Genomic DNA, 23,432 nt, shown 5'->3' on the forward strand with positions numbered 1-23,432 from the left:
TCATCTTGCTTAGAGTTTTGCTGTTTATCTTGAGAAGAATCATCTCGCTCGTTATTTTTACCTTTAGTATGTTTCATACTTCTAGTCTGTTCGTTGTTATCGTCATCTGGATTGTTAGACTGCTGCTTCCAGTTATCGGCTTCTTTTGCCTCTGTTGTATTTGATTTTTTTTTCTTACGTAACCAATTCCAAATCATATGTATGCCCTCTTTAATTGTGTAATATAGTGCTATTTTGTGGCTAATTTTGTATATTATTCATTTATTTATGAAAAGAAGAAGGAGATTAGTTTGCATAGAAAAAAACCTTTAGTAAGCAGTTCATACTATAACGGGGAGAGGGAGAGGCTGTGCAAATTGTAAAAAAGGAGAAGTTTGTTTTAAAAGAGTTTACGTTTGAAAATGGCAGGGAAATGCCTGTTCAAATGGGATATGAGACATATGGTACGTTAAATAGAGAAAGGTCAAATGTGATTTTGGTTTGTCATTATTTTAGTGCAACAAGTCATGCGGCAGGAAAATATACAGTGCATGATGAGGAGTCTGGTTGGTGGGATGGGCTCATCGGACCTGGAAAAGCAATTGATACAAATAAGTATTTTGTTATATGTACGGATAATTTTTGTAATGTGCAGGTGAGAAATCCATATGTGATTACAACAGGACCGAAATCAATTAACAAAGAAACTGGAGAAGAATATGCTATGGATTTTCCGGTTTTTACATTTCTTGATGTGGCTCGTATGCAATATGAGTTAATAAAAGGTATGGGAATTTCAAGGTTACACGCTGTAATCGGACCGTCGGCGGGGGGAATGATTGCACAACAATGGGCGGTTCACTATCCATATATGGTAGAGCGGATGATTGGCGTTATTACGAACCCACAAAATCCAATTATTACGTCAGTAAACGTAGCACAAAATGCGATTGAGGCAATTCAACTGGATCCAAGTTGGAAAGATGGAAAATATGGAGAAGAGCAGCCGATAAAGGGGCTTCATTTAGCAAATAGAATGATGTTTATGAACGCGTTTGATGAGCATTTTTATGAAATGGCATTTCCTCGTAATAGTATAGAGATAGAACCTTATAAAAAGTTTTCTACACTAACATCATTTGAAAAAGAGATAAATAAAGCGACATATAGAAGTATAGAGTTAGTAGATGCAAATTCGTGGATGTATACTGCGAAGGCAGTTTTATTGCATGATATTGCATATGGGTTTTCTTCACTAGAAGAATCTCTTTCTAACATAGAAGCGAATGTACTTATGATTCCGTGTAAACAAGATTTGCTTCAGCCGTCTCGTTATAATTATAAAATGGTAGATATTTTGCAAAAACAAGGAAAATATGCGGAAGTGTATGAGATAGAAAGTATAAATGGGCATATGGCAGGAGCATTTGATATTCATTTATTTGAAAAAAAAGTTTATGAATTTTTGAATCGGAGAGTATCTAGTTTTGTGTAGAAGACAAATGATGGGGAAAAGGTGCAATGTTTGTAGTAGGCACCTTTTTTTACATAATTTGTAGACGGAAAATATATGTAGCGATTGCTATACCGAAAAACGCTATGCTAAGCAATAGAAATAAGAATGACATTTCTTGTGGGGATTTTATTTTTCTATTATTTTTCATACTAAGGGCAATAATTGCAGCGAGTAAGAACACAATGCCCATAATGAAAAGAAAAAGCGTCATTTTAATCGACTCCTTTCATAAAACAAGTATATTGAGGATACAATGTGCTAGTTATGTTTGTAAAGAATAAGTTTTGCGAGAAAATTGAGAAATAGCTTTTCGATTCTTTGCGTTCTTTCTTTTGCATGCTAAAATTGGTAGAGAATGTTTGTGGAAAAGAAACTAAAGGTTTTATTGTATATAAGGAGGAACTACATATGACAGAAGTTAAAACAATTACTACAGAAGAGGTACAAGAGCGTTTAGAAAATGGAGAAACGTTATTTCTAGTAGACGTAAGAGAAGATGAAGAAGTAGCGGCAGGAAAGATTCCAGAAGCTGTACATATTAAAATGGGCGATATCCCACATAAAGTAGAGTTCTTTAATAAAGAGAATGAATATATCTTTATTTGTCGTTCAGGAATGCGCAGTGAAAATGTATGTCATTATTTAAATGAGCAAGGATTTAAAACAGTGAACATGGTTGGCGGTATGCTTCAATATGAAGGTGAAACGAAATAGTTAATAGTTAAAAACTTGAAACGAGTCTGTTTCAAGTTTTTTTTTTTTGCATACAGTATAAAAAAGGAGGAGGGGTAAATGGGGATTAATTTGCGTAAAGTAAAAATTATTAATAATACAGGAGCTGTTAATGTCGGCGACTGCTATGATATCTCGCCTTTAGCTGTGGCGAAAGTATATGCAGGTGCTGGAGGATCGAGTGCTGCTATTTTTTTAAATGGAAAAAGGCAGCCAGAAGCGGTGATTAGAACATCGGTATTCCTTCCGCCTTTGGCAACGAGTACACGTACATTAGGTTCGTAAAGGAAAGGTAGAGTGTAATTATGCCTGCGCATATAAAAGAGTTTGTTATTGTGAATAACACTGGGAATATATTTACAGGTGATAATTTGAGTGATACTTCATTTACTGCTTCGAAATCATATAGTGGTTCAATGGGGTGCACCTGGATTGATGTTGTTACAGTAATAGGGACGGAGACAAAACTTTGTTTACAACCAGGAGATTCGGTGACGACGACATATACAAGGGGCACCCCTGCTGGTACTGTAACAGGAACAAATATGGGGCAAAGTGTAAATACATCGGGTATAGCGCAAGCTGTCCCTAATACAGATAATATGGATTCAATTGCAGGACTCCCTTAAGGAATTAAGGGAGTTTTATTTATTTGAAATAAAAATAGTCTTGGAGATTATTTTTGTAAATAGATTAAGAAGAGGTTTATTTATTATGAAAAAGACGTTTTGTAGGTGGTGAAAGTGTGAAGAATCGTGATAATAAAGGGAAACAACAATCTAATTTTAGAATCCCACCAGAACTTATTGGTCCTACTTTTCCTCCTGTTCCAACTGGATTTACGGGTATAGGGATTACTGGTCCAACAGGTCCACAAGGTCCGACTGGACCGCAAGGACCGAGAGGATTTCAAGGTCCAATGGGAGAGATGGGTCCGACTGGACCTCAAGGTGTGCAAGGGATTCAAGGTCCAGTTGGACCAATAGGTGCAACTGGACCAGAAGGGCAGCAGGGACCACAAGGATTAAGGGGGCCACAAGGGGAAACGGGAGCGACAGGTTTACAAGGTGTGCAAGGAATACAAGGTCCGATTGGTCCGACAGGAGCGACAGGAGCGCAAGGGATACAGGGAGTACAGGGATTACAAGGGCCGATTGGAGCTACTGGACCTGAGGGAACTCAAGGAATCCAAGGAATACAAGGGATACCGGGAGTAACTGGTCCTCAAGGAATTCAAGGAGTCCAAGGAATACAAGGGTCACAAGGACCAAGTGGAAGTACGGGATCAACGGGAGCAACAGGTCAGGGGATAACTGGCCCGACTGGAATAACAGGTCCAACAGGGATAACTGGACCATCTGGAGGACCTCCTGGTCCGACAGGGCCAACTGGTGCGACAGGGCCGGGTGGTGGACCGAGTGGAAGTACAGGCGCGACTGGAGCAACAGGTGCAACTGGAAATACTGGAGCAACAGGTCAGGGGATTCCTGGTCCGACGGGAAGTACAGGAGCAACAGGTGCGCAGGGGCTACAAGGAATTCAAGGAATCCAAGGGCCAATTGGCCCAACAGGTCCAGAAGGTCCGCAAGGAATTCAAGGTATTCCTGGTCCGACGGGAGTAACTGGTGAACAAGGAATCCAAGGGGTTCAGGGTATTCAAGGGATAACGGGAGCAACAGGAGATCAAGGTCCACAAGGTATACAGGGGGCTATAGGTCCTCAAGGGGCCACAGGAGCAACAGGAGATCAAGGTCCACAAGGAATACAAGGAGTACCAGGGCCATCAGGAGCAACAGGACCACAAGGAGTTCAAGGGATACAGGGTCCAATGGGTGATATAGGACCAACAGGTCCAGAAGGCCCAGAGGGACTTCAGGGCCCGCAAGGAATACAAGGAGTACCAGGGCCAGCTGGAGCAACGGGTCCAGAGGGGCAACAAGGGATACAAGGCATTCAAGGACCGGTAGGAGCAACGGGTCCAGAAGGTCCACAAGGAATTCAGGGAATTCAAGGTGTGCAAGGGATAACGGGAGCAACAGGAGTACAAGGAGCAACTGGAATTCAAGGGATACAAGGGGAAATAGGAGCAACGGGTCCAGAGGGTCCCCAAGGAGTGCAAGGTGCTCAAGGGGGGATTGGTCCAACAGGTCCGATGGGTCCCCAAGGAGTGCAAGGAGTACAAGGCATTCAAGGAGCGACGGGCGCACAAGGAGTGCAAGGTCCACAAGGAATTCAAGGAATCCAAGGTCCGACGGGGGCAACAGGAGATACGGGAGCAACTGGGGCCACAGGGGAAGGCACTACAGGCCCAACAGGAGTAACAGGTCCAACAGGGGTAACAGGCCCATCTGGAGGACCAGCAGGACCGACCGGCCCAACGGGGCCATCAGGTCCGGCGGGAGTAACAGGTCCATCTGGTGGACCACCTGGCCCGACAGGAGCAACCGGGGCGACAGGAGTAACAGGAGATACTGGGGCGACAGGCTCAACTGGAGTGACAGGAGCGACAGGAGAAACGGGAGCAACCGGAGTGACGGGTTTACAAGGTCCGCAAGGAATCCAAGGAGTGCAGGGAGAGATAGGTCCGACGGGTCCCCAAGGTGTTCAAGGTCCTCAAGGAATTCAAGGAGTAACGGGGGCCACTGGAGATCAAGGTCCGCAAGGGATTCAAGGCCCACAAGGCGACATAGGTCCAACCGGCCCACAAGGAATTCAAGGCCCACAAGGTTCTCAAGGAATCCAAGGAGCGACAGGGGGAACAGGAGCACAAGGCCCACAGGGAATCCAAGGTCCGCAAGGTGACATAGGTCCGACTGGGCCACAAGGTCCAACTGGAATCCAAGGGATACAAGGAGAGATAGGTCCAACAGGTCCAGAAGGCCCAGAGGGACTTCAGGGCCCGCAAGGAATACAAGGTGTTCAAGGGCCAGTTGGAGCAACGGGTCCAGAGGGTCCTCAGGGGATACAAGGCATTCAAGGACCGGTAGGAGCAACAGGCCCACAAGGTCCACAAGGAATACAGGGAATACAAGGTGTGCAAGGGATAACGGGAGCAACTGGAGCACAAGGAGCAACTGGAATTCAAGGGATACAAGGGGAAATAGGAGCAACAGGTCCAGAGGGGCCCCAAGGAGTGCAAGGTGTACAAGGGGCGATTGGTTCAACAGGTCCGATGGGCGCACAAGGAGTGCAAGGAATTCAAGGAATACAAGGAGCAACTGGAGCACAAGGAGTGCAAGGACCACAAGGAATTCAAGGGATACAAGGTCCGACGGGAGCAACAGGAGATACGGGAGCAACCGGAGCGACGGGAGAAGGACCGACCGGTCCAACAGGAGTAACCGGTCCAACAGGGGTGACTGGCCCGTCAGGAGGACCAGCAGGACCGACCGGCCCAACGGGGCCATCAGGTGCGACGGGAGTGACAGGTCCATCAGGTGGACCACCTGGCCCGACAGGAGCAACAGGTGCGACAGGAGTAACAGGAGATACCGGGGCGACAGGCTCAACTGGAGTGACAGGTGCGACAGGAGAAACGGGAGCAACCGGAGTGACGGGTTTACAGGGTCCGCAAGGAATCCAAGGTATTCAAGGAGAGATAGGTCCAACCGGTCCACAGGGTATTCAAGGTCCGCAAGGAATCCAAGGAGTAACGGGGGCAACCGGAGCACAAGGTCCCCAAGGAATTCAAGGCCCACAAGGCGACATAGGTCCAACCGGCCCACAAGGAATTCAAGGTCCACAAGGTCCTCAAGGAATTCAAGGAGCCACGGGGGCAACAGGAGCACAAGGCCCACAGGGAATCCAAGGTCCGCAAGGTGACATAGGTCCGACCGGCCCACAAGGCCCACAAGGAATTCAAGGCCCGCAAGGAATTCAAGGTCCAGCGGGAGCTACAGGAGCAACGGGAGCGACAGGTCCCCAAGGAATTCAAGGCCCACAAGGAATTCAAGGCCCGCAAGGAATTCAAGGTCCAACGGGAGCTACAGGAGCAACGGGAGCTACAGGTCCCCAAGGAATTCAAGGCCCACAAGGAATTCAAGGCCCGCAAGGAATTCAAGGTCCAGCGGGAGCTACAGGAGCAACGGGAGCGACAGGTCCCCAAGGAATTCAAGGCCCCCAAGGAATTCAAGGCCCGCAAGGAATTCAAGGTCCAACGGGAGCTACAGGAGCAACGGGAGCTACAGGTCCCCAAGGAATTCAAGGCCCGCAAGGAATCCAAGGTCCAACGGGGGCTACAGGAGCAACCGGTTCCCAAGGTCCAACTGGAGATACAGGTCCTCAAGGAATCCAAGGTCCAACCGGAGCTGGAGCCACTGGAGCGACTGGAGTCAGTACAACTGCAACGTATGCGTTTGCGAATAATACATCAGGAAGTGTTATTTCTGTTTTGTTAGGTGGCACGAATATTCCGTTACCAAACAATCAAAATATTGGACCAGGAATAACCGTTAGTGGTGGAAATACTGTATTTACAGTTGCGAATGCAGGAAACTATTATATAGCCTATACAATTAATTTAACGGCAGGATTACTTGTAAGTTCCCGTATAACTGTAAATGGCAGTCCGCTTGCGGGAACGATAAACTCCCCGGCAGTGGCTGCAGGTTCATTTAGTGCAACAATAATCGCTAACTTGCCTGCTGGAGCTGCAGTTAGCTTACAATTATTTGGAGTAATTGCGTTGGCTACATTATCTACAGCGACGCCAGGGGCTACTCTAACTATTATTAGATTAAGTTAATAAGCAGAAAACCTTGAAACTTTTATGTTTCAAGGTTTTTTTATCCTTGTATCTGGAAGTAAACCTCGTTAACCATGGGGAGTGGATACCCTTTAATTATTTAAAGTTTCACTTTATCCCTCGAGCTGCCTGTAAAAGCCCGATTGGTGAGGGCTAATAATCAGTGGGGGATGAACAAAACCCCCCACTGATTAAAGTTTCACTTTATTCACTTGAGCAAAAACATCGCAGTTCGAAAATATATTATAATAGAATGAAAAGAGAGAAATTTGGCAGAAAGGGAGGGTGGCGATGCAGGAGATGGTTACAGATTTTTTTGGACGCCCACTTCAAGATTTGCGTATATCTGTCATTGATCGTTGCAATTTTAGATGCACATATTGTATGCCAGCGGAAGTTTTTGGGCCAGATTATGCTTTTTTGAAAGATGAGTTTTTATTGACGTTTGATGAAATTGAACGTTTGGCAAAACTATTTGTTAGCATCGGTGTACGAAAAATTAGACTTACTGGTGGCGAGCCACTGCTGCGTAAAGATTTAACAAAACTTATTGCACGTCTCGTAAAAATTGAAGGGTTAGTAGATATAGGGTTAACGACAAATGCAATTCATTTAACGAAACAAGCAAAAGCATTAAAAGAAGCTGGATTACATAGAGTAAATGTTAGTTTAGATGCAATAGATGACGATGTATTTAAGGACATTAATGGCCGGAATATCAATACGAAACCTGTTATAAAGGGAATTATGGCTGCAAAAGAGGCCGGGCTTGATGTAAAGGTAAATATGGTTGTGAAAAAAGGGATGAATGACCATCAAGTACTTCCGATGGCTGCTTATTTTAAAGAGCAAGGAATCACACTTAGGTTTATTGAGTTTATGGATGTTGGTAGTACAAATGGATGGAACTTTGACCAAGTCGTTACAAAGCAAGAATTAATTGAAATGATTCATAGCGTGTATCCACTTGAGCCAGCTGAAGCGCATTATTTCGGTGAAGTTGCGAAGCGATATCGTTACGTTGGAACAAATGTCGAAGTCGGTTTTATTACTTCCGTTTCAGAGTCATTTTGTTCCTCTTGTACGAGAGCAAGAATTTCGGCAGATGGAAAGTTTTATACTTGCTTATTTGCGACAGAAGGATTGGATGTAAGGGAACTTCTTAGAGGAAATCTTTCAGATGATGAGTTAGTAAGCGTTATACAAAATGTATGGATGCATAGAAAAGACAGGTATTCGGATGAACGGACAGAAGAAAGTGCAAAGAATCGTCCGAAAATTGAAATGTCTTATATAGGAGGATAAGAAAGGGGGCTATCGTATGCAGGAGCGATATTCAAGACAAATATTATTTTCTGGTGTTGGAGAAGAAGGACAGAGAAAAATTAGAGAGAAGCATGTGCTTATTATCGGCGCTGGTGCTCTCGGTGCAGCGAATGCAGAAGCAATTGTTAGAGCAGGTGTTGGCAAAATAACAATTGCGGATCGTGATTATGTAGAATGGAGTAATTTACAAAGACAACAATTATATACAGAAGAAGATGCAAAGCAATACAAACCAAAGGCGGTAGCAGCGGCAGAGCATTTACAAGCGATTAATTCTGAGGTGAAAATAAATCCGGTTGTGACTGATGTAACAGTGCAAGAAATGGAAGAGCTAGTGAATGATGTAGATTTAATATTAGATGCGACAGATAATTTTGAAACGCGTCTTCTCATTAATGATATTTCACAAAAGTATAATATTCCGTGGATATATGGTGGTTGCGTCGGGAGTTACGGAGTAACGTATACAATTTTACCAGGAAAAACACCGTGTTTTCGCTGTTTAATGGAGCATCCGGCGAGCGGAGCAACATGTGACACAGCAGGTATTATACAACCGGCAGTACAATTAGTAGTTGCGCATCAAATTACGGAAGCGCTGAAAATATTAGTAGAAGACTTTGGGGCGCTTCGTGAAACGATGTTATCGTTTGATCTTTGGAATAATCAACAGATGGCATTTAAAGTGAATAGGCAGAAAAAAGATACTTGTTTATCTTGCGGAAGGTTACGTACATATCCGAGTTTAACATTTGAAGCACAAACAAAAACAGAAGTGTTATGTGGGCGAAATACAGTACAAATTCGCCCAGGTGTGCGGAAGAATTTTAATTTAGAAGAAATTAAAAAGCGCTTACAAAGAAGTGTAGAGATAAAGGCGACACCTTATTTATTATCATTTCTGGTAGAAGAATATCGTTTTGTTTTATTTACAGATGGCAGGGCGTTTATTCATGGGACGAATGATATGAATGTAGCGAAAAGTTTATATGCAAGATATATAGGTTGAACCTAAAGAAAATCCTTTAGGTTCAACGGAGAGAGGATTATGAATTTCTCGTATAATCTCCACTTTTTCCACCTGTTTTTTCAAGTAAGTACGTTTCGCCGATAATCATACCTTTATCGACAGCTTTACACATATCATACACAGTAAGAGCGGTAGCGGAAGCAGCTGTTAAAGCTTCCATTTCAACACCGGTGCTACCTTCTGTTTTAACCTTTACTTCAATGAGTAAACGATATTGTTCTTCTGATTGTTTCCAATCAAAAGAAACGTCAACACCTTTTAATAATAAAGGATGGCACATTGGGATAATATCAGAAGTTCGTTTCGCAGCCATAATGCCTGCGATTTGCGCAACTGCTAGTACGTCACCTTTCCCAATTTCATTGTGAGAGATTTTATCGTAAATTTCTTTTGTAACGACAATGCTAGAGCACGCAATTGCTGTTCGAACGGTTGCTTTTTTGTCACTTATATCAACCATCTTTGCGCGTCCTTGGTCATTAAAGTGTGTGAATGAAGACATGGAATTCCTCCTTGAAGTAATTTCTATTTAATATATAAAGTTTAATCGAGATAAAAAAAATTGCAAATATGAGGTGAGAAACGATGATAGAAAAACGAATTCCGATTCAAGTTGCTGAGGCAGTAGAGAGAGTAATGGAATATGCGAAGAATGGTGAAGTAGAAGAGGTTTCTATTACGGAAAGTTATGGGAGAATTCTTGGGGAGGATGTTGTCTCTGATCATGACGTTCCTCATTTTGATCGGTCTCCTTACGATGGTTTCGCAATTCGAGCAGAAGATACGGAAGAAGCGAATCAAGAGAATGCGATTGAGTTTGAAGTAATAGGGGAAATCGGGGCAGGATCTGTTTTTTTAGATGAAGTAGCGCCTTTTAAAGCGGTTCGTATTATGACGGGAGCAGCTATTCCAGAGGGTTGTAATGCAGTCGTAATGCTAGAGCTGACGGAGGGTTTTGAGAAGAACGGAAAAACATATATGAAGGTAAAGCGTCCGTTTAATAGTGGTGACAATGTGTCATTTAAAGGGGAAGATATAAAACAAAATCAAGTTCTCGTTAAGAAAGGCGTTGCAATTAATCCAGGTGTTGCGGCATTACTAGCAACGTTTGGATATAGCACTGTAAAAGTTGTAAAACAGCCTGTTGTCGGTATTGTAACGACAGGAAGTGAATTATTAGAAGTACATGAGCTGTTAGAACCAGGGAAAATTAGAAATAGTAACTCGTATATGATCGCAGCTCAAATTATGAAAGCTGGCGGGAAAGTTCGTTATTATGGTCAACTCGCGGATGAGTTAGATGCATGTTTTACAGCTGTTCAATCAGCGATGGATGAGGTCGACATTTTAATTACAACAGGCGGTGTATCAGTAGGAGATTATGACTACTTACCAGCTATTTATGAAAGATTACAGGCGAATGTACTCTTTAATAAAATAGCGATGAGACCAGGAAGTGTAACGACAGTAGCTGAAGTTGATGGAAAGTTACTTTTCGGCTTATCAGGGAATCCATCAGCTTGCTACGTAGGCTTTGAGCTATTTGTGCATCCGGTTATAAAGACATATTTGTATGTGAAAGAACCTCACATATATATAGCAGATGCTATTTTACAAAAAGATTTTCCGAAACCAAATCCGTTCACTCGTTTTGTAAGAGCAAAGGTAACAATCGCGGAAGGGGTATTACAAGCGATGCCGGTCGGTTTAGATAAATCGAGTGCGGTCTCTTCACTTGCCGATGCGAATGCTTTTATTGTATTGCCTGGAGGAACGAGAGGATTTGAAGCAGGGATGAAAGTATCTGTATTGTTGTTAGAGCACTCTGAGGGATGTGATTGGCCATGGGCAAAGCCCCTTCAATCTTACAAATAGTAGGGTATCAAAACAGCGGAAAAACGACACTTGTAGAGAAAATTGTGCATGTGTTAGCTGAAAGTGAAATGAAAGTTGCTACAATTAAACATCACGGGCACGGAGGTTTTCCGGAAGTAGCGCAAAAAGATAGCGAACGACACCGTAAAGCTGGTGCTATCGTAAGTGGTGTAGAAGGTGCTGGATTGCTTGCACTTTCTTCACTAAGAAAGAAATGGTCCTTGCAAGAAATTATTCGCTTATATGAGTTTTTTGAAGTGGATACAATTTTAATAGAGGGTTATAAAAAAGAGAACTATCCAAAAGTAGTGTTACTTCGTTCTGCGGAAGACGTTGAGCTTTTACATAAAGTAGAAAATATAGTAGCGATTATTACGTGGTATGATGCCCCGGCAAATATACGAGAAGAATATAAAGTATTTCATATAACAGAAGAAGAGTTGTACATAGACTGGTTTTTACAAACGGTTAGGAGTGCGAAATGACAAATATATATTATGAAGTAATTGATACAGAGATCTCGATTGAAGAGGTAACGAAGAAAGTAATTCGACGTGAATGCGGTGCTGTTACAACATTTATTGGAACGGTTAGAGAGTTTACGAAAGGCCGTCGTACATTATACTTAGAGTATGTTGCTTATAAGACGATGGCAGAAAAGATGCTAGAGAAAATTGGTCTGGAAGTGAAAGAGAAATGGCCAGGTACATATGTTGCGATTACACATCGCATCGGTACGTTGCAAATTTCTGATATAGCGGTTGTTGTTGCTGTTTCAACACCACACCGTAAAGCGGCTTATGAAGCGAACGAATATATTATGGAACGCATAAAACAAATTGTTCCGATTTGGAAAAAGGAGTTTTGGGAAGATGGTGACTCATGGATTGGTGATCAATTAGAAAAAACACCATATCCGGCGGGAGAGCCTGGGAAGGAGCTATAAGCATGATTCGAGTATTGTTATTTGCGCACCTGCAAGAAGAAGCAGGGACAAGTGAATTACGAATAGAGAAAGAAAATATTACGGTTGCACAGTTAAAAGATGTTGTTGCGAAAGAATATAATGTACCAGTTTCAGAGCCAATTATGGTTGCGATTAATGAAGAATACGCAAATGAAGATGACAGGGTCCAAGATGGTGATGTTGTTGCACTTATACCACCAGTGAGCGGTGGTTAATATTGGATTCATTAAAACGACTTTCCTACATAGGGAAAGTCGTTTTTTTATGGCAGTTTTGAGAACACTAATCTATAGAACAAGGAGGGAACTATGAAAAAAATATGTGTAGTTATCATAATGCTATGTGCGGCCTTTTTCTCTTCTCCAAGTGATTCTCTCGCGAAAGAATCAAGAGAACAGCTTTTAGAGAGTGCATTATCAAATAGGTACTATTCAGTTATTAGACAAGTGACAGAAGATCAATATGAATGTGTTTCAGTTATAAATATAAAGCGTCTCGGCAAGAAAGATGAATTTGTTCCTAGGTATGAAGTGAAGCTACAATTTCTTACATTTCAAGGAGCGCATAATCCGCCGAACGATAAAGTTACGCTTACTTTGGAAGATCATTTAGATCACGTAAAGATAAAGAAAGTGGAGCGAGAAAAGAAGGTTTCTGACGCTATTGCAGAAAAAGTTTGTGAACGGGAAAAAGAAAAAATAAAAGCTCACTCTAATGACTTAGAGTGATAACCTATGGCATTTAGTAAAGAAAGGTAATGAGTGATGGATATATTTTTAGCAATTTTACCAGCTATATTTTGGGGAAGTATTGTGCTATTTAACGTAAAACTGGGCGGGGGACCGTATAGTCAAACGCTCGGAACAACGTTTGGAGCACTTATTTTCTCAATTGTTGTTTATATTTTTATGAAGCCAGTATTAACACCTACCGTTATCGGAGTTGGAGTTGTGTCAGGTTTATTTTGGGCGCTTGGTCAGGCGAATCAATTGAAAAGTATTGATTTAATGGGTGTTTCGAGGACGATGCCAATTTCAACAGGACTTCAATTAGTCGCGACGACTTTATTTGGTGTTATCGTATTTCATGAATGGTCCACGACAATATCGGTCGTCCTTGGGATTTTAGCGCTCGTTTGTATTATTATCGGTGTTATTTTAACATCGCTTCAAAGTGAAGAAGAAAAGAATGCAGAGCAAGCAGCAAACTTTAAAAGAGGTATCGTAATTTTATTAATTTCAACAGTCGGTTATTTAGTTTACGTAGTAGTGATTAGGTTATTTAACGTAGATGGTTGGTCGGCTTTGTTGCCACAAGCAGTTGGTATGGTGTTAGGTGGGATTTTGCTTACCTTTAAGCATCATCCATTTAATAAATATGCAATTCGAAATATTATTCCAGGATTAATTTGGGCAGCTGGAAATATGTTTTTATTCATTTCGCAGCCGCGTGTTGGAGTCGCAACAAGTTTCTCGCTATCGCAAATGGGAATTATTATTTCCACGCTTGGTGGGATCCTTATATTAGGTGAAAAGAAAACGAAACGCCAATTAACGGGTATCGTTGTCGGTATCGTTTTTATTATCGCAGCCGGAATTATGTTAGGTATAGCCAAAAGTTAAAGGAGGTATGGAAATGTATAGTGATTTAGCAGGGAAAGTTGTCGTTATTACAGGATCAGCAACTGGTCTCGGAAGAGCGATGGGAGTGAGGTTTGCTAAGGAAAAAGCGAAAGTGGTTATTAATTATCGCTCACGAGAATCAGAAGCGAATGATGTGTTAGAAGAAATTAAAAAGGTAGGCGGAGAAGCGATTGCTGTAAAAGGTGATGTAACGGTCGAATCAGATGTGGCGAATCTCATTCAATCTGCTGTGAAAGAGTTTGGTACGCTTGACGTTATGATTAATAATGCAGGGATAGAAAACGCGGTACCGTCGCATGAAATGCCGCTTGAAGATTGGAATAGGGTAATTAATACAAATTTAACAGGTGCTTTTTTAGGAAGTCGTGAAGCGATTAAATATTTTGTAGAACATGATATTAAAGGGTCTGTCATTAATATGTCTAGTGTTCATGAGAAAATTCCGTGGCCACTATTTGTGCACTATGCAGCAAGTAAAGGCGGTATTAAACTGATGACAGAAACGTTAGCGCTAGAATATGCGCCAAAAGGTATTCGAGTAAATAATATTGGGCCAGGTGCAATTAATACGCCGATCAATGCAGAAAAATTTGCTGATCCTAAAAAACGTGCTGACGTAGAAAGTATGATACCGATGGGCTATATTGGAAAACCTGAAGAAATTGCAGCAGTAGCAACTTGGCTTGCTTCATCAGAGGCGAGTTACGTAACTGGAATTACGTTATTTGCAGATGGTGGAATGACTTTATACCCATCGTTTCAAGCTGGGCGTGGGTAATATGAAAAGGACAAAGAGTTTATCTCTTTGTCCTTTTTTTACAAAAAAAATAGCGTTTGGCTATTTAAAATTTAATGATTAATTGTATCTTGAAGAAATTCTGTTGCTTGATGTTCAGTAACATTTTGTACGAGCGCGACTTCGCTGATCATCATCTTTCGTGCATTATCTAGCATTTGTTTTTCGCTCGCATTTAATGCTCTCTCTTTATTACGGCGAAGTAAATCCCGAACCACTTCTGCGCTATCTTGTAAATTGCCATTTTTCATTTTTTCCATATTCATTGTATATCTTTGTTTCCATGAGAGTGATGGGTCTGCCTCCCCGTTTTGAAATTCAAGAAGTATATCATCTAACGTACCTCGATCAACGATATAACGAATACCTGATTTTTTTAATTGATCCATCGGAAGCATTACTTGCATATCTTTACTAATGATGCGTATCACACAATATTGACGTGAAGTACCTAATATTTCTTTCTCTTCAATTGCTTCGATGATTCCTGCACCGTGCATTGGATAAACGATTTTATCACCAATTTGAAACAAATCATCCACCTCCATATGTGGTAACCACTTTTAATGATAGCACACGTATGTAAAAATGTCAAATTTTATATAATAACATAATATTTATATTCGAGTCAATAATGTAAATTGCTTTTTTTATGTTTTTTTGGGATTTTATTTATAGTGATTTTTTTAGAAAAATAGTACAGGTGAAGAAAGAAGGCATATCCACTTATTTTTAAGCATAAAATGTAAAAGCGCTAATACAATATACCTAAATCCGTTCTTTGCAAAGGAGGGAGAGAAGGTGGGGCGCACAATAAAAATTGATATTACAAATAAAGTTGTAGCTAAATTTAGACCAAATTATTTGGAATTATATACGAGTAAATTTATGATAGGTAAGTTTTATGTCTATACTGAAGATAAAGAATATGTGTTAGAAGACGGATATATATATGAGAATGGAAAGTTTTATCGCATCATAGATACGCACCGTGGCAATAATCAAGCGGCGGAGGGCTGCGATCTAGGACGGTGTTAACATGATTCGTGTGAAAGTGTTTGATGAAAGTCACGAAAAAGACTTAGAAGATGCTGTAAATGTTTTTTTGAAAAAGATTGATGATAGCAACTTTGTAGATATTAAATATCAAGTTGGTGTTTCCATTAACGACGATGAAAACCAAATTTATTGTTTTTCAGCAATGATCGTTTATAAAGCATAAAAAAGAGCTGGGTGAGCCAGCTCTTTTTTATGCTTTATGTTGGGACAACATGTGTCGGTAATACGTTCATAATAGATTGGGTTGCGCCTAATTGCTTGGTCGTTAAAAGAGGCTCCCCTGTTTCGTGATTTTGGGCATCTTTACACATACCAAGGTGATAACGATCACCTAAAAATGGATCAATATAAAAACCATTTTTGAATACTTTATCATTTGGATGTTTTTCATGGTGAATATCAGAGCAGTTAATGCAATAGAACATAGCGTTCAACCCCTTTTTATTTTGTTTGAAAAAAGTGAGTTGGTAGTCATTTCGCTCCTAAGGAAATGTTGAGGAGAAGAGAAATAACTACCTACTCAAATGGTGGGCATATTCCTTCTGATTTGTCATATCTCGCGTATTGTCCCTGAGGGAAGGAGGAGAGACGAAGTACGCATGATATAAGTAAGGCGCTTCTTTCAATATGAATGATGGAGTTTCATGTTGAGAGAAGTTTTTATTTTGTATTGCCTTTGTGAGTATATTATGAGGAAATGCTAAGAGGGTGTTTGTCCTGTTGAAAAAATGTTGAGAATTTCTCAACAGTAAAAGAATTAGCGTTGACATGAAACTAAAAGGTGTTATATTATCAAAGTGTAACCAAAAGGTGTTATGTTATAACGCCGAGTAAAGGAGAATGAAAATGGAACAACAAAATACATTAAATGATATTAAACAAACAATCGTTTTTAACGCGTCTATTCAAAAGGTATGGAATGTAGTATCAACTGCAGAAGGGATCGCGTCATGGTTTATGCCAAATGATTTTGTATTAGAGGTAGGACATGAATTTCATGTGCAATCACCATTTGGGCCATCACCATGTAAAGTGTTAGAAATTGATGAGCCAAACCATTTATCTTTCTCATGGGATACAGATGGCTGGATTGTTTCATTTAATTTGAAAGACTTAGGAGATAACAAAACAGAATTTACGTTAATTCACGGCGGCTGGAAACATCCTGATGAAATTCTTCCGAAAGCAAATGCGAAGAGTTCTATTATTCGCGATAGAATGAGCGGTGGTTGGGTAGCGATTGTAAATGAAAAACTGAAAAAGGTTGTCGAAGGCTAAGTGTCCTCGTCAGCAGCGAAATATGATGTATTTCAAGCAATTGCTGATCCAACCCGCCGAGAAGTAATACGGTTATTAAGTGACAAAGAGTTACCGATTTCCAAAATAACGGATCATTTCCCGATGAGTCGTACTGCGGTTGTAAAGCACCTTCATATTCTTTCGGAAGCGAATTTAGTAAGTGGAAGAAAAAGCGGAAGAGAGAAGATATATCGTTTGCATCCAGAACCATTAGAAGAATTACAACAGTGGCTCTCGTATTATGAACGTTTTTGGGATAATAAATTATCCATGCTGAAACATATTGTGGAGAATGAAGAATAAAAAAAGGGTGACCAAAATGGTCATCCTTTTTATTGTTGCTCACTTGTTTGTGTAGCTGGCTTTAATAAAAGCCAAGCGATAATTAATGTAAATACTGCTAATACGAAAGTGCTCATATAAATGACGTGTACGCTTGATGCTAATGCGGATTGCGATTCGGTTACTACGTTTGCTGTAGTACCGCCATGTCCACCAGATACAAGATCAAGATTTTTAATACCACGTGCGTGAATCATCGTATTGAAGATTGTACCGAATATTGCAGCACCTAACGTTTGACTAAATGTATTAATAAATGTGTTTAAACCAACAGCTGTTCCGCGTGTATGAGCTGGTACGGCTGCTTGAATTGTTACCATGTAAATTGGTGTCACAAGCCCCATGCCTAAGCCGAATAATCCGACTGCTACATAAATAAGGAACGATGGTGAATTGGTTGATAGTGTAAATAATAAGAAGGTAGCGACTGATAAAATGCTAGCCCCAAGTAAAATGATTTGTTTCGTTTTTAATTTGCCTACTAAGTTACCAGAGAAAATAGCGCCAAATGTCCACATAACAGGGATTGGCATTAAAATAAGTCCAGCTTCTGTAGCATTTTTCCCTAATACACCTTGGCTCCAAATTGGAAGGTACATTGTAATACTAATAATCATTGCGCCAGCAATAAGAGTTAATATATTTATCGTAGATAATGTACGGTTAGAGAAAAGTGTTAAAGGAATTAATGGTTCCGGAGATTTTTTCTCGATGAACAAGAAAATAATGAATGAAATAGCGGCAAAGATTAATAGGCCGATAATTGTCATGTCTCCCCAGTTTTGCTTACTGCTACCTGTTAATAATGCATATAGTAGAGCGATTGTACTTAATGAGAAGACTGTTGCACCAAGATAATCGATATGATGTTTAGCAGGTTTAATAGATTCTTTGTAGTAAATTACAATCATTAAGCAAGCGATAATTCCGAATGGGACGTTTAAGAAGAAAATATAACGCCAAGAAAGAGAATCAACTAAAAATCCACCTACTAACGGTCCGATAACACCGGATACACCCCAAACGGCACTCATCCAACCTTGTGCTTTCGCGCGGTCTTTCGCTTCGCTATATAAGTCTCCAATAATCGTCATTGTGATTGGCATAACAGCACCAGCACCGATACCTTGAAGCGCGCGGAAGAAAATTAATTGTTCCATCGATGTAACGACTCCGCAAAGTGCAGAACCGACTAAAAAGATTGTAGCCCCGATTAGTAAAACCTTTTTACGACCGAATAAATCAGCGAGCTTTCCGTATATTGGAGTCGAAACAGCTGTTGCAAGCATATAAATTGCATATACCCAACTAACAAGTTCGACGCCTGACAAATCACTCGTTATACGAGGGATTGCTGTACTAACAATCGTTCCTTCTACCGCAGAAAGAAACGTCATTAACATTAAAGACATCATGACTTTTTTTCTCATTTGTTTTCCCCTTACCCTTTTTTAAATATTCAACAATATAAAATATAAAGGTACTAAGGTAAATAAAGCAACAAAAAAGCAATGGAAAGTTACATGGAGCAGATATTTGTCGCTTCTTGTCGGTAAGTCGATATATTTGAGAAATCGCTGATAAATTTGGAAAATCGCCGATATAATTACAGAATCGCTGATATATCTGTGGAATCGCCGATAATGATTTCATGGCAGTATTAAAAAAGAAACAGGAATCCCTGTTTCTTTTTTAATACTGCATTTTCGCGTTTTCTCCAGCAGTCGTTCCAGCAATTCTACCAGTAACAAGGGCTGATGTAATATTATAGCCACCAGTATAACCGTGAATATCAAGAACTTCTCCGCAGAAATATAAGCCGTTCGTGAATTTAGAAGACATTTCTTTCGGATTAATTTCTTTCACGGATACACCTCCGCCAGTAACGAATGCTTTTTCAATTGACTGCGTACCATTTACATTTACAGTAAACTCTTTAAAGTCTTTTACAAGTGCACGAATCTTTTCGTGAGAAACTTGTCCAGCTTGTTCACTACCGTCAATTTCATTTTTTTCCAATAAGAATAGGAAGTAACGTTCAGGGACATAACCTTTTAAAACGTTTTTAATTCCTTTTTTCGGATCTTCTTTCATTTGTTTCAGCATGCGCTGAAATAGTTGTTCACTATTTTCCTCTGGCAATGCATCAATACTCATTTGTATTGTATTCGTTTTAAACTTTTTCAGTGCTTTCACGACGAATTGACTACAGCGAAGAGCAGCAGGACCAGATAGGCCGAAATGAGTGAAGAGCATGTCCATTTTGTGAGAAATGATAGCTTTTCCTTTCGGGTTTAATACGCTTAAGTTTATATCACGTAAAGCAAGACCTTGTAATGAGCGATCACGTATAAACGGCTCGTTTGAAAGAATAGGTACTTCTGTTGGGAATAATTCTGTAATTGTATGACCTGCTTTTTCAGCCCAAGCGTATCCGTCTCCAGTGGAACCAGTTTGAGGAACGGATTTTCCGCCAACAGCGATAACGACGTGATTTGTTTCTAACACTTCGCCTGTTTGCAGTACAACTGCTTTCGTTTGACCATTTTCATATTCAATCGTTTCAACAGGCGTATTTGTACGGATTTTTACACCTAAGTTTTTTAATCGTATTAAAAGTGCGTCTACAACAGATTGCGCTTTGTTTGACACGGGGAACATGCGACCGTGGTCTTCTTCTTTCAATTTAACACCAAGATTTTCGAAGAATGTAATAATATCTTCATTATTAAAAATAGAAAAAGCGCTGTATAAGAAGCGACCGTTTCCTGGTATATGTTTAACAATTTCATCAAGTGGTAGACGGTTCGTTACGTTACAGCGCCCGCCACCAGAAATTGCAAGTTTACGCCCGAGTTTATTTCCTTTATCAAGAAGCAAGACATTTGCGCCTTCTTCTGCAGCACCAATTGCAGCCATTAGCCCAGAAGGACCGCCGCCGATGACAATAACATCATAATGCATAATATATCGACCTCATTTTCTACATTTCCTGCCTAAAAGAATAGCATGTTTTCCCTTAAAAGAAAAATAGAGTGAAGTACTGCTTAATGAGAGAATTGTGGTACAATACAAAAGTTAGAGTTCAGCACTATCCTGCTATTTGTAGGCGATAAGACTAAAACCTCAAGATTTAGGAGAAGTAAATAGGGAGTCTGTTAGCCTGTAAATGCTCGAATGGTTCAACTAATAAGGAGTAGGAGAGAAGTCTCCAACTAATTATAGTTTCACTTTATGTAGATGTAGGAGGATTTTTGTATGTCCGATTCGAAATTTCTGCGCGGAACGCTTATTGTTACGCTAGGGACATTTTTAGTAAAGTTCTTAGGCATGATTTACGTCTTTCCGTTTCATGCATTAGTAGGCACAGAAGGCGGAACGCTCTATACATATGGATACATTCCATATACGATCTTTTTAAGTATCGCAACGGCAGGTGTGCCGCTTGCTGTTTCAAAATTTGTTTCCAAATATAATGCGCTTGGCGATTATAAAACGAGCCGGAGAATGTTCCGCTCGGGAATGGTTATGATGATAGTAACAGGAATTCTTTCGTTCCTAGTACTGTACATGACGGCACCGTTGTTTGCAGAAGCGATGCTTGGTAAACAAAGTATACACAATAATGTAGGAGAAGTTACGACGATTATTCGTCTTGTAAGTTTCGCACTTATTGTTGTACCAGCAGCGAGTTTAATTCGTGGTTATTTCCAAGGTCACCAGTCTATGGGACCAACTACCGTTTCACAAATTATTGAACAAATTATTCGTATCGTCTTTTTATTAGCAGGTAGTTTTATCGTTATTAAAGTACTTGGCGGTACAGTTGCAACAGCAGTTGGAGTAGCAACATTTGCTGCGTTCGTTTCAGCGGTTGGAGCACTCGGTGTGTTAATTTGGTACTGGTTAAAACGTAAAAAATATTTGGATCAATATTTAATTGAACAAACTGTACCAGAATCAACAGTAAGTACTGTTCAATTGTTTAAAGAGTTATTCGCATATGCGATTCCTTACGTTGTAATTGGGTTAACAATTCCTTTATATCAACAAATTGATACATTGACATTTAACTCAATTATGCAGGCGATTGGTCAAGGGGATATCGCAGAGCGAGCGCTTGGTATTTTCACAATGTGGACGCATAAGTTAATTATGATTCCTGTATCACTTGCAACAGCGTTTAGTTTAACGCTTGTACCAGCAATTACAAAATCATTTACTGAAAAACAATACCGCTATTTGAAATTACAAATTACACAAACATTCCAGGCAAATATGTTTTTAACATTGCCAGCAGTTATCGGTATTTCAACACTTGCATATCCAATTTACACTGCTTTCTATGACTCAGATCCATTAGGTGGACAAGTATTAATGTGGTATGCACCAGTTGCATTGTTATTTGCTTTATTTACTGTAACAGCGGCAATTCTTCAAGGGATTAATCAGCAAAAGCATGCGATTGTCGCGCTTGTTATGGGTGTTATTTTGAAATTTGTATGTAACGTAATCTTTATTCGTTATTTCGGTACAGTAGGAGCAATTCTAGCGACCGCAGTTGGTTTCTTAGCTTCTGTTTGGTATACAAATCGACAAATTAAAAAATACGCACACTATTCATTCGGTGTTGTATATAAAAGAACATTCCAAATTGCAGTACTGACACTTATAATGGTCGTTGCTGTAAAACTATCACAATGGCTTCTATCCTTCATGATTTCGCCTGATGGCCGTATTGGTGCTCTTATAACAGTTGCGATTTGTGCAGGTATTGGTGGTCTTGTTTACGGATTGTTAGCAATTCGCACAGGAGTACTTGAAAGAGTATTTGGCGGAGAAGCATTAGATAAAATTCAACGTAAACTTGGTAGTAGATTTAAAATAAAGTTGAAATCAAGAGGGGCGTAATTACGTCCCCTTTTCTATGATAAATAAAGAAGGTGAAAAGCGTGAGATTAGATAAATTATTAGCGAATATGGGATATGGAAGTAGAAAAGAAGTAAAGAAATTATTGAAGGATGGCGTTGTGAAAATTGATGGAACGCCAGTAAAAGATGCGAAAGTTCATGTGAATGTAGAAGAGCAAGAAGTTATGATTCACGGTGAAGTTGTGGAATACAAAGAGTTTGTTTACTTAATGATGCATAAACCACAAGGTGTTATTTCAGCGACGGAAGATGATAACCATGAAACAGTAATAGATTTATTAGAATTAGAAGATGCAATCTTTGATCCGTTCCCAGTTGGACGACTTGATATCGATACGGAAGGTTTCTTATTGATAACAAATGATGGGAAGTTATCACATCAATTATTATCTCCGAAAAAGCATGTGCCGAAAAAATATTATGCACACGTTGCAGGAGTAGTAACAGAAGAGGATGTAAAAGAGTTTGCTAAAGGTGTTATCTTAGACGATGGCTATGAAACAAAGCCAGGTGCGCTTACAATATTGAAAAGCGATGATATTTCCGAAATTGAGCTTGTGATTACAGAAGGGAAATTCCATCAAGTGAAGCGTATGTTTGAAGCGGTAGGGAAAAAAGTAGTCTATCTAAAGAGAACAGAGATGGGTCCGTTAGTATTAGATGAAGAACTAGAACTTGGACAATACCGAGAGCTAACAGATGAAGAAGTAGAAATGTTAAAAACATATCAAGTAGATACTGAAAAGTAGTACTTTTATAGGCGCAGAAAAGACCCCTTTCTAATAGTTAGAAAGGGGTATGTATTTATTTACATACAATTATTTTTCGTTATGAGGTCATTCTCACTTTCTTTCCTGTTGTTGTCCACTTACCGCGGCAAGGGCTATACACGAGTTCATTAAACTGCAACACATTTAGATCACGTTGTATCGTTCGCGGTGTGATCCCGAACTCATCTACAAGGTCTTTCGTCGTTACCGTTCCGTTTTCATTGATGTACATATAAATTGATTTAATGCGTGTTAGCATACGAGTAGTTGTAGGTTTCAAGAGAAAACCACTCCTCTACTAGTTTTTTTGACCCCATTCAGGAAAGAAGGTCGTTACTACCATTGTACTCTACATGATAAAATTCATGCTTTAATCTACTTAAATTTTACAAAAGTTTAACAAAAATTCATATAGAAAAATA

27 protein-coding genes and 1 pseudogene are annotated in these 23,432 nt (G+C 40.1%); 20 read left to right on the top strand and 8 right to left on the bottom strand.

All coding sequences use genetic code 11. The annotated features are described in order from the left end of the window. Nucleotides 1-197, bottom strand: a pseudogene (locus C4S65_RS00945) (spore germination protein); the annotation flags it as partial. A gap of 152 nt (nucleotides 198-349) precedes the next feature. On the opposite strand from C4S65_RS00945, the gene C4S65_RS00950 reads away from it, so the two are divergent. Then, the gene (locus C4S65_RS00950) at nucleotides 350-1,474 is read left to right on the top strand and encodes a homoserine O-acetyltransferase (protein WP_061667146.1); all 1,125 of its coding nucleotides are present in this window, start codon (nucleotides 350-352) and stop codon (nucleotides 1,472-1,474) included. 49 nt (nucleotides 1,475-1,523) lie between these two features. Here the strand turns inward: C4S65_RS00950 and C4S65_RS00955 are convergent, their stop codons facing one another. Continuing rightward, entirely contained in the window at nucleotides 1,524-1,706 is a 183-nt protein-coding gene (locus C4S65_RS00955; RefSeq protein ID WP_000171888.1) for a hypothetical protein, read from the bottom strand. A gap of 197 nt (nucleotides 1,707-1,903) precedes the next feature. Between C4S65_RS00955 and C4S65_RS00960 the strand changes: the two genes are divergently transcribed. The 6 genes from C4S65_RS00960 (at nucleotide 1,904) to C4S65_RS00990 (ending at nucleotide 9,306) form a co-directional block, all read left to right on the top strand. Beyond that, complete coding sequence (locus C4S65_RS00960) at nucleotides 1,904-2,209, top strand: rhodanese-like domain-containing protein (RefSeq protein WP_000141209.1); 306 nt, start codon at nucleotides 1,904-1,906, stop codon at nucleotides 2,207-2,209. Nucleotides 2,210-2,287: 78 nt separating this feature from the next. After that, entirely contained in the window at nucleotides 2,288-2,512 is a 225-nt protein-coding gene (locus C4S65_RS00965; RefSeq protein ID WP_000512463.1) for a spore germination protein, read from the top strand. A 20-nt stretch (nucleotides 2,513-2,532) separates the two neighbouring features. Beyond that, nucleotides 2,533-2,856 (top strand): hypothetical protein, encoded by a 324-nt coding sequence (locus C4S65_RS00970; RefSeq protein ID WP_001110855.1) that lies wholly within the window; start codon nucleotides 2,533-2,535, stop codon nucleotides 2,854-2,856. Between the two features lie 116 nt (nucleotides 2,857-2,972). Further along, nucleotides 2,973-6,971: a BclA-related collagen-like exosporium protein gene (locus C4S65_RS00975; protein ID WP_103945094.1), complete on the top strand. Its 3,999-nt coding sequence runs from the start codon at nucleotides 2,973-2,975 to the stop codon at nucleotides 6,969-6,971. A gap of 291 nt (nucleotides 6,972-7,262) precedes the next feature. Beyond that, nucleotides 7,263-8,276: a GTP 3',8-cyclase MoaA gene (moaA, locus tag C4S65_RS00985; RefSeq protein ID WP_001157139.1), complete on the top strand. Its 1,014-nt coding sequence runs from the start codon at nucleotides 7,263-7,265 to the stop codon at nucleotides 8,274-8,276. Nucleotides 8,277-8,292: 16 nt separating this feature from the next. Then, nucleotides 8,293-9,306: a molybdopterin-synthase adenylyltransferase MoeB gene (locus tag C4S65_RS00990; protein WP_098838539.1), complete on the top strand. Its 1,014-nt coding sequence runs from the start codon at nucleotides 8,293-8,295 to the stop codon at nucleotides 9,304-9,306. A 37-nt stretch (nucleotides 9,307-9,343) separates the two neighbouring features. On the opposite strand, the gene moaC is transcribed toward C4S65_RS00990, so the two are convergent. Then, nucleotides 9,344-9,829, bottom strand: coding sequence for a cyclic pyranopterin monophosphate synthase MoaC (moaC, locus tag C4S65_RS00995; protein WP_000094146.1), 486 nt, complete (start codon nucleotides 9,827-9,829; stop codon nucleotides 9,344-9,346). 83 nt (nucleotides 9,830-9,912) lie between these two features. Here moaC and glp point away from each other — a divergent pair, with 83 nt between their 5' ends. The 7 genes from glp to C4S65_RS01030 all read left to right on the top strand — a co-directional run bounded on the left by glp (nucleotide 9,913) and on the right by C4S65_RS01030 (nucleotide 14,590). Beyond that, on the top strand, nucleotides 9,913-11,202 hold the full coding sequence (gene glp, locus C4S65_RS01000; protein ID WP_061667148.1) for a gephyrin-like molybdotransferase Glp: 1,290 nt from the start codon (nucleotides 9,913-9,915) through the stop codon (nucleotides 11,200-11,202). Then, the gene (gene mobB, locus C4S65_RS01005) at nucleotides 11,172-11,687 is read left to right on the top strand and encodes a molybdopterin-guanine dinucleotide biosynthesis protein B (protein WP_000513627.1); all 516 of its coding nucleotides are present in this window, start codon (nucleotides 11,172-11,174) and stop codon (nucleotides 11,685-11,687) included. Before glp ends, mobB begins: the two co-directional genes overlap by 31 nt. Then, complete coding sequence (moaE, locus tag C4S65_RS01010) at nucleotides 11,684-12,148, top strand: molybdopterin synthase catalytic subunit MoaE (protein ID WP_061667149.1); 465 nt, start codon at nucleotides 11,684-11,686, stop codon at nucleotides 12,146-12,148. The genes mobB and moaE overlap by 4 nt, the downstream gene beginning before the upstream one ends. 2 nt (nucleotides 12,149-12,150) lie before the next feature. Beyond that, nucleotides 12,151-12,384 carry a molybdopterin converting factor subunit 1 gene (gene moaD, locus C4S65_RS01015; RefSeq protein ID WP_000621782.1) on the top strand — a complete coding sequence of 78 codons (234 nt, stop codon included), beginning with the start codon at nucleotides 12,151-12,153 and terminating at the stop codon, nucleotides 12,382-12,384. 93 nt (nucleotides 12,385-12,477) lie between these two features. Continuing rightward, nucleotides 12,478-12,897, top strand: coding sequence for a DUF3888 domain-containing protein (locus C4S65_RS01020; protein WP_061667150.1), 420 nt, complete (start codon nucleotides 12,478-12,480; stop codon nucleotides 12,895-12,897). 36 nt (nucleotides 12,898-12,933) lie between these two features. Continuing rightward, nucleotides 12,934-13,791 (top strand): glucose uptake protein GlcU, encoded by an 858-nt coding sequence (glcU, locus tag C4S65_RS01025; RefSeq protein WP_000350861.1) that lies wholly within the window; start codon nucleotides 12,934-12,936, stop codon nucleotides 13,789-13,791. 13 nt (nucleotides 13,792-13,804) lie between these two features. Further along, on the top strand, nucleotides 13,805-14,590 hold the full coding sequence (locus tag C4S65_RS01030; RefSeq protein WP_061667151.1) for a glucose 1-dehydrogenase: 786 nt from the start codon (nucleotides 13,805-13,807) through the stop codon (nucleotides 14,588-14,590). Between the two features lie 71 nt (nucleotides 14,591-14,661). On the opposite strand, the gene C4S65_RS01035 is transcribed toward C4S65_RS01030, so the two are convergent. Continuing rightward, a complete protein-coding gene (locus C4S65_RS01035) occupies nucleotides 14,662-15,156 on the bottom strand; it encodes a CarD family transcriptional regulator (protein ID WP_000451440.1) in 495 nt (164 codons plus the stop codon). Between the two features lie 253 nt (nucleotides 15,157-15,409). Here C4S65_RS01035 and C4S65_RS01040 point away from each other — a divergent pair, with 253 nt between their 5' ends. After that, entirely contained in the window at nucleotides 15,410-15,646 is a 237-nt protein-coding gene (locus C4S65_RS01040; protein ID WP_000533803.1) for a DUF2553 family protein, read from the top strand. 1 nt (nucleotide 15,647) lies between these two features. Then, on the top strand, nucleotides 15,648-15,830 hold the full coding sequence (locus C4S65_RS01045; protein WP_000621751.1) for a sporulation protein Cse60: 183 nt from the start codon (nucleotides 15,648-15,650) through the stop codon (nucleotides 15,828-15,830). A 34-nt stretch (nucleotides 15,831-15,864) separates the two neighbouring features. Here C4S65_RS01045 and C4S65_RS01050 read toward each other — a convergent pair whose 3' ends face one another. Next, on the bottom strand, nucleotides 15,865-16,092 hold the full coding sequence (locus C4S65_RS01050) for a DUF3973 domain-containing protein (protein ID WP_000498991.1): 228 nt from the start codon (nucleotides 16,090-16,092) through the stop codon (nucleotides 15,865-15,867). Nucleotides 16,093-16,513: 421 nt separating this feature from the next. Between C4S65_RS01050 and C4S65_RS01060 the strand changes: the two genes are divergently transcribed. Next, nucleotides 16,514-16,945, top strand: a complete 432-nt coding sequence (locus C4S65_RS01060; protein ID WP_000437760.1) for an SRPBCC domain-containing protein — start codon at nucleotides 16,514-16,516, stop codon at nucleotides 16,943-16,945. Next, on the top strand, nucleotides 16,946-17,269 hold the full coding sequence (locus C4S65_RS01065) for a metalloregulator ArsR/SmtB family transcription factor (RefSeq protein ID WP_000098837.1): 324 nt from the start codon (nucleotides 16,946-16,948) through the stop codon (nucleotides 17,267-17,269). It begins immediately after the preceding gene. 29 nt (nucleotides 17,270-17,298) lie between these two features. On the opposite strand, the gene C4S65_RS01070 is transcribed toward C4S65_RS01065, so the two are convergent. Beyond that, nucleotides 17,299-18,738: an MDR family MFS transporter gene (locus C4S65_RS01070; protein ID WP_001228031.1), complete on the bottom strand. Its 1,440-nt coding sequence runs from the start codon at nucleotides 18,736-18,738 to the stop codon at nucleotides 17,299-17,301. 262 nt (nucleotides 18,739-19,000) lie between these two features. Beyond that, entirely contained in the window at nucleotides 19,001-20,272 is a 1,272-nt protein-coding gene (locus C4S65_RS01075) for an NAD(P)/FAD-dependent oxidoreductase (RefSeq protein WP_086405801.1), read from the bottom strand. Nucleotides 20,273-20,566: 294 nt separating this feature from the next. Here C4S65_RS01075 and C4S65_RS01080 point away from each other — a divergent pair, with 294 nt between their 5' ends. Together C4S65_RS01080 and C4S65_RS01085 are read left to right on the top strand one after the other, a co-directional pair. Next, on the top strand, nucleotides 20,567-22,219 hold the full coding sequence (locus C4S65_RS01080) for a polysaccharide biosynthesis protein (RefSeq protein WP_061667153.1): 1,653 nt from the start codon (nucleotides 20,567-20,569) through the stop codon (nucleotides 22,217-22,219). A 41-nt stretch (nucleotides 22,220-22,260) separates the two neighbouring features. Then, a complete protein-coding gene (locus C4S65_RS01085) occupies nucleotides 22,261-22,989 on the top strand; it encodes a pseudouridine synthase (protein WP_001234947.1) in 729 nt (242 codons plus the stop codon). 79 nt (nucleotides 22,990-23,068) lie between these two features. Here the strand turns inward: C4S65_RS01085 and C4S65_RS01090 are convergent, their stop codons facing one another. Beyond that, entirely contained in the window at nucleotides 23,069-23,290 is a 222-nt protein-coding gene (locus C4S65_RS01090; RefSeq protein WP_000805512.1) for a DeoR family transcriptional regulator, read from the bottom strand. Nucleotides 23,291-23,432 lie beyond the last annotated feature (142 nt).

Source organism: Bacillus sp. ok061 (assembly GCF_900108285.1).
Taxonomy (GTDB): Bacteria; Bacillota; Bacilli; order Bacillales; family Bacillaceae_G; genus Bacillus_A; species Bacillus_A thuringiensis_S.